Consider the following 14,684-nt stretch of genomic DNA (forward strand, 5'->3'; position numbering starts at 1 on the left):
AACTGAAGAAACTAAATCTTTAGCCTTCAGAAAATCAATGCTATTACGTTTAAAGTCTGAACTCATTAAATATGAACAACACATTATTGATGCACTATTCGCAGATTTTAAGAAACCAAAATTCGAATCTATTTTATCTGAAACTGGAATAGTACTTTCTGAACTAGATTTAACTTTAAAAAAATTAAACAATTGGGCGAAGCCAAAACGGGTATTTCCATCGCTTTTAAATTTTCCTTCTACAGATAAAATTTATTATGAACCTTACGGAACCGTGTTGGTTATTTCGCCTTGGAATTACCCATATCAATTGGCTTTTCTACCTATTATAGGCGCTATCGCAGCGGGAAATACCGTCGTTTTAAATCCAAGTGAATTAACGCCGAATACATCTCAGGTTATTGAGTCTATTATAAAAACTGTTTTTAGGGAAGATTATGTGGCTATTGTTCAAGGCGATGCTTCCATTGCTCAGGAATTACTAAAACAACAATGGGATTACATTTTCTTCACCGGAAGCGTAAATGTTGGTAAAATTGTAGCACAAGCAGCTGCGAAACACCTCACGCCTACCACTTTAGAATTAGGTGGAAAAAACCCTTGCATTATAGACGAAACAGCCCATATAAAACTTGCTGCAAAACGTATTGCTTGGGGCAAATTTTTAAATGCCGGTCAAACGTGTATTGCGCCAGATTATATATTGATTCATGATACTGTTAAAAAAGATTTTATAGAGGCGCTTCGAGAAAAAATAGAGACATTTTATTCCAAAAACCCAATGGAATCTCAAGATCTTGCTAGAATTATTAATATTGAAAATTTTAAACGTTTGTCTAAAATGCTAGACAACGGAAATATCGTTATTGGTGGAGAAACCAATGAGGACGACTTATTCATTGCTCCTGCAGTTATTGATGAGCCAAGTTTACATAGTGAGATTATGAAAGATGAAATATTCGGACCCATTTTACCTGTGTTGAGCTATAAAAATGAAGATGATATTAATAATATTATTAAAAGATATAACAAGCCACTTTCATTATATGTATTCAGTAATAATAAAAAATTTGCGAATAAAATGATAACAACTTATTCGTTTGGTGGTGGCGCTATTAACGATACGATTGTTCAATTTGCAAATCCTAAACTTCCTTTTGGTGGCGTTGGTTCCAGTGGCATAGGAGCCTATCATGGAAAACACACGTTTTATACATTTTCACATAAAAAACCAGTGGTAAAAAGAGGAAGCTGGATGGATGTTCCTATGCGATATGCGCCCTACAGCGGAAAAATAAAGCTTGTAAAATTCTTTATGAAATATTTTTAGCGTTTATTAAAAGGATATTCAATCACTAACTGTACACCTTCATTTGGCTTAGAAACCATATTTAATTTAGCCTTAATTAAATCGGCTCTACTTTTCATGTTTAATAATCCTGAACCCTTTTCAACAGTGTTCGTATCAAATCCTTTTCCATCATCTGAAGCCACTATTCTCAATAAATCAGGCATATATACAAGAACTATTTTAAGATGTTTAGCTTCAGAATATTTTACCGAATTCGATAAAAATTCCTGAATAATTCTGAAAATAATAATTTCATCTTTCTTATTATTAAAATCTACTTTTTCACCTTTGACCTCCAACGTTACTGAAGCAAATTTCATTTTCTTTAATCGGTCCAATTCATTATTAATCGATTTTTCAAAACCAATATTCAGTACCACTTCATTGTTTAATGATCTTGACAACGACCTTACCTCTTTTAAACTTTCTTTAAGTGCTTCAGACGTATCTTTAAATTTATCTTTAACATCATCAGTTACTTGCATTTTTAAAATACTTAATTGCATACTTGCAAAAGCCAATAATTGACCAACATTATCATGTAATTCCCACCCAATATTTTTCAAGGTTTGCTCTTGAATTTCTGTTTGCGCTAGAGCTATTTCTTCTTCAAAAATCTGTTGTTGTTTAATTTTATCTAGTAGTAGTTTATTTTTTCGTTTTTGAAAAACCATGAAGAAAATAATAACCAATGAGGTAATAATTACCAAAACACCAATCATATACACTAACAAGTAGCGTTCTGATGCTGTTGAAACCAACTTTGATTGAGTCAAAAATAAAAAGTTAATCATTTTTTAATTCTGGTTTGCAAAATATTAAAGCAAAGGTAAAAGTTGAATACATGAAAATATTAGATAATAAATAGATAAGTCTTCTTAGTGTAATGTAGTTCCAGTCTCTTTCGTAAACTTCCACTTGATAAGTTGTATAATTATCATAAAAAACAATAGGCGTAATAATGAGCCACCAAATAAAAATTGCTGCACTTATATAGAAATTTAATGATTTATAAAATGTTAAAATATTATCACTTTGCAAAACTTCAATAAAATAGAAAACAGTACATAAAAAAACAATTATAGACCCTAAAACACTTATTATTGGGAAGAAACTTATAAAAAAATCTTGCCAATGCCATAAAATATAAACCATGGAAAAAGCAAAAAAACCATAACTAAGATATTTTAGGATTGCAGTAAAAGATCTTGTCTTTAAAATTTTTCGATAATAAAAAGCAAAAAACATAATCGCACCAATCTTCCAATATAGTGTTGACCACCAATAGTTTTTTTCAATAATAGTTCCCACAAGAAAACTAAGTAATCTATCGGGAAATACTAAACTGGTATACCCGCCCAAAATATCACACAGAATTAAATATATCAAAAAGTAAATAAAGTATTTACCAACATTATTCTTATACTCCTTGAACAAGAACACACCCGTTAAAGCAGCCATGGCTTCAAAAGAATGCGTTAATAAAATATAATTCTGTATTAAAATTTCTTGCACTTGTTATTTAGGATATCCGTTACCACTTCCTGTACCATCATTTAAAGGATCAATTGGCAAATCATCATCTGTAGGTGGCAATACAATACTACTCGCTTGAGACTTAGAAACGTTACCTGTTGGAACTAAAAACATGGTTGTTAAATCTTTTTTAGTTTGCCCCGCATTTTTTCCGTAAACACCAAGATAGACACGAATACCATTCATATCATAGCCTAAACGTTGTGATTCACTTTTTGCATAGGCTACATAATTTTCAACATCATCCAAAGACCACCAAACAGAACGATCATCTTGTTTTCGTCCTTGCTTAGCCGCAGCCGAATCTACAGCTTTTTTTCTATGTAAGGTCCAATTAGTATTTAGTTCTTTTGCTTTTTCAACCGTAATAACACCTTTAGGTTTAACAATAGGTTGTTCCTTTAATTTAGCTGCTTGTCTCGGACAAAAAAAATAGGTGGCAAAAGCACCGATAATTATTCCTAATAAAAATAAACTCGCTTTTTTCATTGTTTAATTTGATAATTGTCTTTTGATAAAAATAGAAAAAAACCATTGGATAAAAAAGTTATCATTAACTACTAAGAAGGAAACCCTAGAACGGATCCCATACCAACAGTAAACAACCAACTCCCATAAAGAGCATGTTCAATAGAAACTAAAAGTGTGGATTTCGTTTTGTTATAAGTAAAAGCAAACAATAAACCTCCTAAAAACGTTAACACAATGACTAAACTATTCCTAAAGAAAATATGCCCTAAAGAAAATATAATGGCGTTTAAGAACATGAATTGATTACTGCTTTTGAATAGCGATTTATATCGTTGAAAGAAAAACCTTCTGTAGATTAATTCTTGTGGAAATACTGAAAAAAAACTATAAATAAACACTATAAAGCCCCATAATATGGGCTTATTAATTAAAACATTGAAAAGCAAATCTTTATTGGATAACCAAACAAAAAGTGTGGTTAAAAACATAATAATTAATAGTTTATAAATGGTTTGTTTCCAAAAAAATATCCAGTTTATATTTGTTGAAATTTTAATTTTTATCTGTTCTACTTTTAGCAATATGTAAATAATATATATAAACCCAATAAGACCAATACCCATCTTAATCCATATGGAAAATTGAAGAGCAAAGCATATTGGTAACACAATAAAAATGATAAATAGCTCAATGCCTTTAAAATTTCTAGATAACATATTAAATTGTTATTGAAGTTGTATGTTTTACCTCATTGATAACAAACATACTATGAGTACTCCCAATGTGATTAATATTCGTCAACTTATTAACCATAAATTCTCGAAATGCTTGCATGTCTTTAACCAATACTTTTAATAAATAGTCATAATCACCACTAATATGATAACATTCTAAAACCTCTTTTAAAGTAGCAACTTCTTTTTCAAATCTTACAACATATTCTTGCGTGTGCTGAATAAGTTTAATATGACAAAATGCTACAAAAGCTTTGTCTACCTTTTCCTTTTGAACTAAGGCAACATACTTTTTAATGACGCCTTCTTTTTCAAGTTTTTTTATGCGTTCATAAACTGCCGTAACCGAAAGGTTAAGCTTGTTGGACAATTCCTTATTGGTCTGTTTTGAATCTTGCTGCAAATAAGTTAATAATTGTGCATCAATGGCATCTAACTTCATAATTGAAAAATTTTCTTAAATAACACCTAAAGTCAAACTAAATATTATTTTTATTCTATAAAAATAATAATATATAGTTTTATAATCTAAATATATGAATAATCATTGTATATTAATCTAAATATATTGATATTTGATTCCAGTTAAACATAAAATTATGTCTTTTAAACCCGCAAATAATATCCAAGATTTACAATATTTTGGAGAATTTGGAGGGGTTAACCCTTCCATTTCTGACTCCTCAACTTATACCTTTCTGTCTGCCAAAACTATGTTTGACACTTTCGAAGGTAACGCAGATGGCTGTTACTTATATTCAAGACACTCATCGCCTTCTAATCTATACTTAGGTGAAGCTTTAGCAGCTATGGAAGGAACTGAGACAGCAAATGTTGCTGCCTCTGGAATGGGAGCTATAACACCAACATTATTGCAGCTTTGTCAATCTGGAGATCATATCGTTAGCAGTAGAACCATTTATGGAGGAACCTACGCTTTTTTAAAAAATTTTATTTCTAGAATGTCAATTGAAACATCATTTGTTGATATTACTAAACCTAATGTTGTTGAGGCTGCGATTACAAAAAACACAAAAGTTATTTATTGCGAATCGGTTAGCAATCCGCTTCTTGAAGTTGCAGACATTGCAGCTTTAGCAAAAATTGCCAAAAAACATCATTTAAAATTAGTAGTAGATAACACTTTTTCTCCGTTATCTATTTCTCCTGCAATGTTAGGAGCCGATGTGGTAATACACAGCTTAACAAAGTTTATTAATGGTTCTAGTGATACTGTGGGTGGCGTAGTTTGTGGAACTCAAGAATTTATTAATGATTTAAGAAACGTTAATAATGGTGCTAGTATGTTATTAGGCTCTACTATGGATAGTTTGAGATCCGCATCTGTTTTAAAAAATCTAAGAACACTTCATATAAGAATAAAACAACACAGTAAAAATGCCTTATACCTTGCTCAGAAGTTTGAATCCAACGGATTGAAAACTGTATATCCCGGATTAAAATCGCATCCTTCACATCAATTGTTTAAAAATATAATGCATCCTGATTATGGTTTTGGAGGTATGCTTACCATTGATGTTGGCACCTTAGATAAAGCCAATGAACTTATGGAACTCATGCAAAACAACAATCTTGGATATTTGGCAGTAAGTTTAGGATTTTACAAAACATTATTTAGTGCACCAGGAAGTTCAACATCGAGCGAAATTCCTGAAGATGAACAAAATGAAATGGGTTTAAGCGATGGATTAATACGTTTTTCAATTGGTTTGGATGACGATATAGAAAGAACCTACGAAATGATGAATGCATGCATGAAACAACTTCACATATTAAGTTAAAAACTAACTAAATCAATTTTATAAAAAGCCAAAATTAACATTTTGGCTTTTTTTGTATTTGCTATTTTTATTCTAAAAGCGTAACATTACAGTTCTAAAAGCTTATTTCACTTCAAAAAAAAAGATAAAAACGCAACCTTCCCTATGAAAAGTCAAAACATTAAACCTAAAGGACCTAAAGATGAACACATTTATGAAAATAAAGAATTAAATATTTGGGAAGCTTTAGTTCCTGTTGTTGCCTTGGTTGGCATGTTGGCGTATAACGTATTTTCTTTTGGTGATGAAGCTTTAAGTGGCTCAAACCAATTCATTTTACTAATGGGAGGTGCTGTTGCAGCAATTGTTGGTTTTTTTAACAAAGTTAAATTTGATCAAATGGTTGAAGAAGTTGGAGAAAACATAAAATCAACTGCTGGATCTATTCTTATTTTGTTAATGGTTGGAGCACTAGCAGGTACGTGGCTTATTAGTGGTATTATACCAACAATGATTTATTATGGTTTACAAATTTTAAACCCAACGATTTTTTTAGCAGCATGTGTCATTATTTGTGCGGTGATATCGGTTGCCACAGGAAGTAGCTGGACCACTTCTGCTACAGTTGGTATTGCTTTAATTGGTATTGCAGATGCTTTAGGCATTCCTTTAGGAATGACAGCTGGTGCTATTCTTTCTGGTGCCTATTTTGGAGATAAAATATCTCCAATGAGTGATACTACAAATTTAGCTCCCGCAATGGCTGGAACAGATTTATTTACACATATAAGGTATATGTTGTATACAACGGTTCCAACAATCATTGTGGCATTAATTGTATTTATTATTATTGGTTTAAATCTAGACACTAAAGGTTCTGCAGACACTCATGTTATTATCGAATCTATAGAATCTTCTGTAAATGTGAGTCCGTGGCTATTTGTAGTTCCAATAGTTGTTATTGTCTTAATCGTAAAAAAAACATCACCTCTTATAGCTCTTTTAATAGGAACTCTTTTAGGAGCAATAGCAGCCTTAATTTTTCAACCAGACATAGTAACCACTATTGGAGGAGGTAATACTTTAGATTTTTCAACGGGCTATAAAGGCATCATGAATGCGATCACGGTTGATACGTCTATTCCTACTGATAATGAAGCCTTAAAAGGATTATTTAAAGCCGGTGGAATGGCAAAGATGTTGGGAACCATATGGCTTATTATTTGTGCCATGACTTTTGGAGGTATTATGGATGCCATTGGTGCATTAACCACAATTAGTAAAGCATTATTAAAATTATTTCATACTACATTCGGCTTATTTGCCAGCACAGTGGCTAGTTGTTTAGCTTTAAATGTAACAGCCAGTGATCAATATTTAGCCATTGTAGTACCCGGCAAAATGTATGCAAAAGCTTTTAGAGATAAAGGCTTAGCACCAGAAAACCTTTCAAGAACCTTAGAAGATAGTGGAACAGTTACATCGGTATTAGTTCCTTGGAATACCTGTGGCGCCTATCAGGCAGGGGTTTTAGGTGTTGACACCTTGCAATATGCTGGCTATGCTATATTCAACTGGTTGAGTCCTTTTACCACCCTTTTATATGCAGCTTTAAATATTAAAATAAGACAACTAGTAAAAAAATAATTTGTGGCTTATCATTTTAAAAAGAAATAAAAAGAATGCAAAAGTTATTCTAGACGTTTTAGTATACCAACTAATTCTGTAAACCCTTTTTGTTGTGCATATTCTAAAGCTGTTTTTCCTTCATTATCTCTAATATTAACATCTGCCCCATTTTCAAGGAGTAATTTTATGCTGTTAACTTTATTATACATGGCGGAAAATATTAAAGGAGAAGTCCCATTATTATTAACAGCATTAACATCAGCACCATGGTTAATTATATATCCTGCGAGATTCACATTTCCTTTAAAACAAACACCTATTAAAGCCGTATTACCTGACGCATCTTTCGCATCTATTGGTGCCTTATGTTCAATCAAACTTTTGGCAATTATTTCCTTATCAAAATAAGCAGCAAAAATTAACGGTGTAAATCCTCTGGAATCTGTCGTATTCACTAATTCTGGATTTCTTTTTAATTGAGCTTCAACATTATCAATATTCCCAGTTTGAATTGTATTAAAAAAAAGTTCTATTTCATTCATGGTATTATGTCTTTATAAAAAATGGGATGAGTATACACTCATCCCATTATAAAAATTAATTATTGAAAATTAATCTAAATCAAAACGATCTAAGTTCATCACTTTAGTCCAAGCAGCAACAAAATCATTTACAAACTTTGTTTCACCATCATTGGCACCATAAACCTCTGCTACCGCTCTCAATTCGGTATTAGAACCAAATATAAGATCTGCGCGAGTACCTGTAAACTTAACTTCTCCAGTTCTGCGGTCACGTCCTTCAAAAATTCTATCGTCTTCTGAAGTAGCACTCCATGTATACGTAAAATCTAAAATATTTGTAAAGAAATCATTCGTTAAACTTCCTACTTTATCAGTAAACACACCATACTTAGAACCATCAAAGTTAGCGCCTAATACTCGTAAACCTCCCACTAACGCAGTCATTTCAGGAATTGAAAGCGTTAATAAATTAGCGCGGTCAACCAATAAGTCTTCTGCAGCAACTTTTAAATCAGATTTTATATAATTTCTGAAACCGTCTGCTAAAGGCTCTAAATAACCAAAAGATTCTAAATCAGTTTGCTCTTGAGAGGCATCACCTCTACCTTGCGTAAAAGGAACAGAAACCTTGTGTCCGGCATTTCTTGCAGCTTCTTCAACTCCAGCAACGCCAGCTAATATAATTAGATCTGCCATTGAAACAGAGCCATTAAACTCATTTTGAATACCTTCTAATACCTTTAAAACTTTATCCAACTCAGCAGGGTTATTTACTTCCCAACTTCTTTGTGGTTCTAAACGTATACGACCACCATTGGCTCCACCACGTTTATCTGAACCTCTAAACGTAGATGCTGATGCCCAAGCTGTTGTTACTAACTGCGAAACTGTAAGTCCTGATGTTAAAACCATCTTCTTTAAAGATTCAATATCTGAATCGCTTAAGGTATAATCCACAGCCGGAATTGGATCTTGCCATAATAATTCTTCACTTGGCACCTCAGGACCTAAATAACGCGCTATTGGCCCCATATCTCTATGAGTTAATTTATACCATGCTCTTGCGAACGCATCTTCAAACGCTTTATGGTCCTTGTGGAATTTTTTAGAAATTTCTAAATATACTGGGTCCATTTTAAGTGCCATATCTGCGGTAGACATCATTAAAGCTTGTTTACCATTTGGGTCACCAGCTTTTGGTGCCATTCTAGCATGAGAATCTGCAGTCGGCGTCCATTGGTGTGCCCCTGCTGGACTTTTTGTTAATTCCCAGTCGTAATTTAATAACACTTCAAAATAGTCATGATCCCATTTTGTTGGATTAGGTGTCCAAGCGCCTTCTAAACCACTCGTAATCGTATCATCTAAAACCCCGGTACCAAAACTATTTTTCCAACCTGTACTCATCTCCTCAATAGGGGCACCATGTGGTTCTGGTCCTACATATTTTTCAGGATCTGCAGCTCCATGTGCTTTTCCAAACGTATGACCTCCAGCAACCAAAGCCACTGTTTCTTCATCATTCATAGCCATACGCCCAAAAGTAATTTTTATATCATGCGCTGATTTCAATGGATCTGGAACACCATTTGGGCCTTCTGGATTAACATAAATCAACCCCATATGTACAGCTCCTAAATGACCTTCTAAATCACCATCACTAGTATCATATCTTTCATCATTACCTAACCACTGATTTTCAGATCCCCAGTAAATATCTTGTTCTGGCTCCCAAACATCTTCTCTTCCTCCAGCAAAACCAAAGGTTTTAAAACCCATTGATTCTAAAGCGCAGTTACCCGCAAGAATCATTAAATCTGCCCAAGAAATTTTCTTTCCGTATTTCTTTTTAATTGGCCACAATAATAAACGTGCCTTATCTAAATTACCATTATCTGGCCAACTATTTAATGGTGCAAAACGCTGTGTACCAGAACCGGCTCCTCCTCTACCATCTCCAACACGGTAAGTACCGGCACTATGCCATGCCATGCGGATCATAAATGGTCCATAATGTCCGTAATCTGCAGGCCACCAATCTTGAGAATCAGTCATTAAATCAATAACCTCTTGTTTTAGTGCTGCAAAATCAACACTTTTAAATGCTTCTGCATAATTAAAGCCCTCTCCCATTGGATTTGACTTTACACCATTTTGACGTAAAATGTTTAATTTTAACTCATTAGGCCACCAATCACGGTTATTCGTTCCTCCACCAGCAGACTTTTTTTGGGCTCCACTTAAAAAGGGGCATTGACTTGCGTCTCCATTAATGTTGTAATTACCTTTGTTATCCATTATTCTAAATATTTTTTAGTTTAATTTTCAATGTTATAAAATTATGAAATTATCAGGATTTAAATTCGAATACCAGATTTTATTAAATTATCTTGTAATTGATAAAATTTATTGAATAATATTTTGAAATAGTTTTTTCTAATAAAAAGAAAGCATCTTCCATAACAGAAGATGCTTTTATTTAAATCAATCAATTGTTTAATTATGGCAACAATACAGTATCTACAACATGTATAACACCATTTGTATTATTTAAATCTGCTGCTACTACTTTTGAAGAATTTCCTTTCATATCAGTGACATACACAGAACCATCTTTTATTGAAGCTGTTAAGTTTTCTCCATTTACTGTTGGAATCATAGCTTTACCATTATTTTTCTTAATTAAACCAATCACATCAGCAGCCATAAATTTTCCAGACACAACATGATACTTAAGAATCGCTTGTAAGGTTCCGATATTTTCAGCTTTTAAAAGTGATGCAACGGTTCCTTCCGGCAACTTTGCAAAAGCATCGTTTGTAGGTGCAAATACTGTGAACGGTCCTTCGCTGGATAAAACTCCAACTAAATCGGCTGCTTTAACTGCACCAACTAAGGTTGTATGAGCTTCTGAGCTAATAGCAGTCTCTACAATATTTTTGGTTTGACCGATTACTGAATTACCAATTACAAGTGTAAGAGCAATTAATACTGTTTTTAATACATTTTTCATTTTGTCAATTTTATTTAAGGTTATTTTTTGTTTAACAAATATATGTTTTTGTTAAACAATAAATTTTTATTTATTACAACTTTAACTATAACCGTTAATTAATGTTAACAAACAATCAGTACTTACAACTATATTTTCTTTCAACAAAAATCCCTGATTCTACATAGAAAATATTGCAAATATTCATACTTTTGTAAAAATTTATAACAATAAAATTATGGCGACAATTACATTAGGTGGCAATCCTGTTCAAACTTCTGGAAATCTTCCAAAAATCGGATCAAAATTAGCAGATTTTAAGTTAGTAGCTGTTGATCTATCTACTAAAACCTTGTCTGACTTTAAAGGACATAATCTCATTTTAAATATTTTTCCTAGTGTAAATACTGGTATTTGTTCAGCTTCGGTAAGGGCTTTTAATAAATCTGCTAGTGAATTAGAAAATACGAAAGTATTGTGTATCTCACGTGATTTACCATTTGCTCAAAAAGAATTTTGTGCAGCAGAAGGCCTAGAAAATGTAATCATGCTTTCAGACTTCAAAAATGGAGATTTCGGAAAGACTTTCGGGTTAATAATGATTTCTGGCAACTTTGATTCCTTACTTTCAAGATGTGTTATTATAGCTGACGAATCGGGAGAAATTATATATACGGAACAAGTTCCAGAAATTGCGCAAGAACCAAATTATCAAGCTGCATTAGAAGCCTTAAAATAAGCATCACCTATTTGAACTTTATGGATAAAAAGGAATCCTTTTTGATCAATCGATTAAAAAGCATTGGATTTGCCTTTAAAGGTGCTTTATTCCTAATAAAAACAGAAGCCAGTATTAAAATTCAGTTTATAATTGCTCTTTTGGTTACAGCTTTTGGTTTCTATTTTAATATTTCAAAAACAGAATGGATTGTTCAGTTTCTTGCCATAGGTCTAGTCATTAGTATAGAAGGAATAAATACAGCTATTGAAAAAATGGCCGATTTTATTCACCCCGAGAATCATAAAAAAATCGGGGTGATCAAAGACATAGCAGCAGGAGCGGTTATTCTAGCATCAATTTTTGCTATTATTATTGGATTTATTATTTATATTCCAAAAATTTTTGAAGATTTTTAAGGTTTTAACGTATTAAAAATTGAGTATACATTCTTTGAATATCATTTCATTAATTACTGGTAAACACTAAGTTCTGCAATTTTTTAAAATATAGTTTCGTTAATGGTAGTAATTTGTATTTTTGTTTAAAATAACAGCGCATTAATGGCGAAGAAGAAAACTAAAACTAATAACACTCCAAAAAGTAAAACGAAGCCTTTAAGCTTCAAATTATCTAATCAACAAAAGCTTATTTTTGGAAGTTTTTTATTGATTTTTGGTCTTTTATTGGGCGTCGCATTTATATCATTTTTCTTTACTGGCAATGCAGATCAAAGCACGCTTTCTAATTTTGCATCGCGGCAGGTACAAACAGATAACTGGTTAAACAAATCTGGAGCTTGGTTAAGTAATTTTTTTATTTTACGTGGCTTTGGTATAGCAGCATTTATTTTTTCTGGTTTATTTATTCTTTCAGGCTTATATGTGCTTCTTGATTCTAGTAAAGCTAAACTTAGAAACCATTGGTTTTGGGGACTTATAACGATTATTTGGATTTCTGTATTTCTAGGTTTCTTTAGTCATATTAATGATTCTTTAGGAGGAACTGTTGGATATGAAATAAACACTTTCTTACAAGATTATTTAGGAAAAATTGGCACGGCATCTTTACTACTATTCGTTTTAATTATATTTTTAGCAGTTCGGTATAAACTAACCGCTCAAAGCTTTATCAGTTTATTTAAATCAGCAAAAAAAGATATAAAAAACGATTTTGTTTCAAAAGCAAATGAAGACAATTACACAATTGCCTTAGAAAATAATTTATCTCTTGAAGCTGAAGCCATTAAATCAGCCATAAAAGAAACTAAAAAAGAGACGAAAACAGATATCCTTTCGAAACCAAAACCCAGCTTAGACCTTAAAATAAAAAGTGAACCTAATGAGCCTGAAATAGAAATAATTGTCGAAGAAACTAAAGAAGAACTTTCTGAAACCGATAATTTAGCTAATAAACTCGTTGAAGATTTTGGCTTATTTGATCCCACTCTTGAGTTAGGAAATTATCAATTTCCGCCTCTTGATTTATTAAAAAAATATGACTCTGAGGGTATTACTATCAATCAGGAAGAGTTAGAAGAAAATAAAAATAAAATTGTTGAAACACTTAATAATTATAATATTGGAATTGCCAGTATAAAAGCTACCATTGGTCCAACGGTCACCTTATATGAAATTGTTCCGAATGCAGGTGTTAGAATTTCAAAAATCAAGAATTTAGAAGATGATATTGCATTATCACTGGCAGCCTTAGGGATTCGTATCATTGCTCCTATTCCCGGAAAAGGCACTATTGGTATTGAAGTCCCCAATAAAAATGCGACCATAGTTTCCATGAGATCTGTGATTGCTTCTAAGAAATTTCAGAATTCAGAAATGCAACTTCCAGTGGCATTGGGAAAAACGATTAGTAACGAAACGTTTGTGGTTGATTTAGTTAAAATGCCCCATTTACTTATGGCTGGTGCGACGGGACAGGGAAAATCTGTTGGATTAAATGCGGTTTTAACATCATTACTCTATAAAAAACATCCCGCCGAGGTAAAGTTTGTTTTAGTAGACCCTAAAAAGGTAGAATTAACGCTTTTTAATAAAATAGAACGTCATTATTTAGCGAAACTACCAGACAGCGAAGACGCCATCATAACAGATAACACCAAAGTTATCAATACATTAAATTCATTATGTATTGAAATGGATAATCGTTATGAATTACTTAAAAATGCCTTATGTAGAAATATAGCTGAATACAATATTAAGTTTAAAGCACGAAAGCTAAATCCTAACGACGGTCATCAATTTTTACCATATATCGTTTTAGTGATTGATGAGTTTGCAGATCTTATTATGACCGCTGGTAAAGAAGTAGAAACACCTATTGCACGTTTAGCGCAACTTGCCAGAGCTATTGGAATTCACCTCATTATAGCGACACAAAGACCTTCAGTAAACGTTATTACAGGAATTATTAAAGCTAATTTTCCAGCTAGAATTGCATTTAGGGTGACCTCTAAAATAGATTCCAGAACGATTCTTGATGGCTCTGGTGCCGACCAACTTATTGGTCGCGGTGATATGCTATTTACACAAGGCAACGACTTAATTCGAGTTCAATGTGCTTTTGTTGATACTCCCGAAATTGAAAAAATTACAGAATTTATTGGGTCTCAAAAGGCGTATCCTGACGCGTTTATTCTTCCAGAATATGTTGGGGAAGAAAGCGGCACAAGTCTTGATGTAGATATATCAGAACGAGATAAACTATTTAGAGACGCTGCCGAAGTTATTATAACGGCGCAACAAGGTTCTGCATCACTTTTGCAACGAAAACTAAAACTAGGTTACAATCGAGCTGGAAGAATTATTGACCAATTAGAAGCAGCTGGTATTGTTGGCCCTTTTGAAGGAAGTAAAGCAAGACAAGTTTTGTTGCCCGATTTAACGTCTTTAGATAACCTCTTAGAAAACGAACAATCATAACGACCATTA

Annotated in this window: 13 protein-coding genes and 1 pseudogene; 6 read left to right on the forward strand and 8 right to left on the reverse strand. The window is 32.6% G+C overall.

What is annotated here, in order from left to right; all coding sequences use genetic code 11:
• The coding region (locus tag AC15TD_RS07940; RefSeq protein WP_484451603.1) for an aldehyde dehydrogenase at positions 1 to 1,330 on the forward strand (1,330 nt) is incomplete at its 5' end.
• Here AC15TD_RS07940 and AC15TD_RS07945 read toward each other — a convergent pair.
• The 5 genes from AC15TD_RS07945 to AC15TD_RS07965 form a co-directional block, all read right to left on the reverse strand.
• Positions 1,327 to 2,127, reverse strand: coding sequence for a sensor histidine kinase (locus AC15TD_RS07945; RefSeq protein WP_484451604.1), 801 nt, complete (start codon positions 2,125 to 2,127; stop codon positions 1,327 to 1,329). The two genes, AC15TD_RS07940 and AC15TD_RS07945, sit on opposite strands and share 4 nt — an antisense overlap.
• A gap of 10 nt (positions 2,128 to 2,137) precedes the next feature.
• Positions 2,138 to 2,866, reverse strand: coding sequence for a hypothetical protein (locus AC15TD_RS07950; RefSeq protein WP_484451605.1), 729 nt, complete (start codon positions 2,864 to 2,866; stop codon positions 2,138 to 2,140).
• A gap of 3 nt (positions 2,867 to 2,869) precedes the next feature.
• Positions 2,870 to 3,376, reverse strand: a complete 507-nt coding sequence (locus AC15TD_RS07955; protein ID WP_484451606.1) for a hypothetical protein — start codon at positions 3,374 to 3,376, stop codon at positions 2,870 to 2,872.
• Positions 3,377 to 3,447: 71 nt separating this feature from the next.
• Positions 3,448 to 4,074 (reverse strand): CPBP family intramembrane glutamic endopeptidase, encoded by a 627-nt coding sequence (locus AC15TD_RS07960; protein ID WP_484451607.1) that lies wholly within the window; start codon positions 4,072 to 4,074, stop codon positions 3,448 to 3,450.
• Between the two features lies 1 nt (position 4,075).
• Positions 4,076 to 4,534, reverse strand: coding sequence for an Lrp/AsnC family transcriptional regulator (locus tag AC15TD_RS07965; RefSeq protein WP_484451608.1), 459 nt, complete (start codon positions 4,532 to 4,534; stop codon positions 4,076 to 4,078).
• Positions 4,535 to 4,691: 157 nt separating this feature from the next.
• On the opposite strand from AC15TD_RS07965, the gene AC15TD_RS07970 reads away from it, so the two are divergent.
• Complete coding sequence (locus tag AC15TD_RS07970; RefSeq protein ID WP_484451609.1) at positions 4,692 to 5,894, forward strand: aminotransferase class I/II-fold pyridoxal phosphate-dependent enzyme; 1,203 nt, start codon at positions 4,692 to 4,694, stop codon at positions 5,892 to 5,894.
• A 126-nt stretch (positions 5,895 to 6,020) separates the two neighbouring features.
• A pseudogene (nhaC, locus tag AC15TD_RS07975) lies at positions 6,021 to 7,520 on the forward strand (Na+/H+ antiporter NhaC); the annotation flags it as partial.
• A gap of 44 nt (positions 7,521 to 7,564) precedes the next feature.
• Here nhaC and AC15TD_RS07980 read toward each other — a convergent pair.
• From AC15TD_RS07980 to AC15TD_RS07990, 3 genes are all read right to left on the reverse strand, one after another.
• On the reverse strand, positions 7,565 to 8,044 hold the full coding sequence (locus tag AC15TD_RS07980; protein ID WP_484451610.1) for an ankyrin repeat domain-containing protein: 480 nt from the start codon (positions 8,042 to 8,044) through the stop codon (positions 7,565 to 7,567).
• Between the two features lie 69 nt (positions 8,045 to 8,113).
• Entirely contained in the window at positions 8,114 to 10,324 is a 2,211-nt protein-coding gene (gene katG / locus AC15TD_RS07985) for a catalase/peroxidase HPI (RefSeq protein ID WP_484451611.1), read from the reverse strand.
• Between the two features lie 202 nt (positions 10,325 to 10,526).
• Positions 10,527 to 11,039 carry a fasciclin domain-containing protein gene (locus AC15TD_RS07990; protein ID WP_484451612.1) on the reverse strand — a complete coding sequence of 171 codons (513 nt, stop codon included), beginning with the start codon at positions 11,037 to 11,039 and terminating at the stop codon, positions 10,527 to 10,529.
• Between the two features lie 217 nt (positions 11,040 to 11,256).
• Between AC15TD_RS07990 and tpx the strand changes: the two genes are divergently transcribed.
• The 3 genes from tpx (at position 11,257) to AC15TD_RS08005 (ending at position 14,675) form a co-directional block, all read left to right on the forward strand.
• Positions 11,257 to 11,757, forward strand: a complete 501-nt coding sequence (gene tpx / locus AC15TD_RS07995; RefSeq protein WP_484451613.1) for a thiol peroxidase — start codon at positions 11,257 to 11,259, stop codon at positions 11,755 to 11,757.
• A 20-nt stretch (positions 11,758 to 11,777) separates the two neighbouring features.
• Positions 11,778 to 12,155 carry a diacylglycerol kinase family protein gene (locus AC15TD_RS08000; protein WP_484451614.1) on the forward strand — a complete coding sequence of 126 codons (378 nt, stop codon included), beginning with the start codon at positions 11,778 to 11,780 and terminating at the stop codon, positions 12,153 to 12,155.
• A gap of 144 nt (positions 12,156 to 12,299) precedes the next feature.
• The gene (locus tag AC15TD_RS08005) at positions 12,300 to 14,675 is read left to right on the forward strand and encodes an FtsK/SpoIIIE family DNA translocase (protein ID WP_484451615.1); all 2,376 of its coding nucleotides are present in this window, start codon (positions 12,300 to 12,302) and stop codon (positions 14,673 to 14,675) included.
• Positions 14,676 to 14,684 lie beyond the last annotated feature (9 nt).

Source organism: Yeosuana sp. (assembly GCF_057126245.1).

Bases quoted from the DNA above. Each gene is read 5' to 3' on its own strand.
- AC15TD_RS07955 (WP_484451606.1), bottom strand. From the start codon at position 3,376: ATGAAAAAAGCGAGTTTATTTTTATTAGGAATAATTATCGGTGCTTTT.
- AC15TD_RS07960 (WP_484451607.1), bottom strand. From the start codon at position 4,074: ATGTTATCTAGAAATTTTAAAGGCATTGAGCTATTTATCATTTTTATT.
- AC15TD_RS07965 (WP_484451608.1), bottom strand. From the start codon at position 4,534: ATGAAGTTAGATGCCATTGATGCACAATTATTAACTTATTTGCAGCAA.
- AC15TD_RS07970 (WP_484451609.1), top strand. From the start codon at position 4,692: ATGTCTTTTAAACCCGCAAATAATATCCAAGATTTACAATATTTTGGA.
- AC15TD_RS07980 (WP_484451610.1), bottom strand. From the start codon at position 8,044: ATGAATGAAATAGAACTTTTTTTTAATACAATTCAAACTGGGAATATT.
- katG (WP_484451611.1), bottom strand. From the start codon at position 10,324: ATGGATAACAAAGGTAATTACAACATTAATGGAGACGCAAGTCAATGC.
- AC15TD_RS07990 (WP_484451612.1), bottom strand. From the start codon at position 11,039: ATGAAAAATGTATTAAAAACAGTATTAATTGCTCTTACACTTGTAATT.
- tpx (WP_484451613.1), top strand. From the start codon at position 11,257: ATGGCGACAATTACATTAGGTGGCAATCCTGTTCAAACTTCTGGAAAT.
- AC15TD_RS08000 (WP_484451614.1), top strand. From the start codon at position 11,778: ATGGATAAAAAGGAATCCTTTTTGATCAATCGATTAAAAAGCATTGGA.
- AC15TD_RS08005 (WP_484451615.1), top strand. From the start codon at position 12,300: ATGGCGAAGAAGAAAACTAAAACTAATAACACTCCAAAAAGTAAAACG.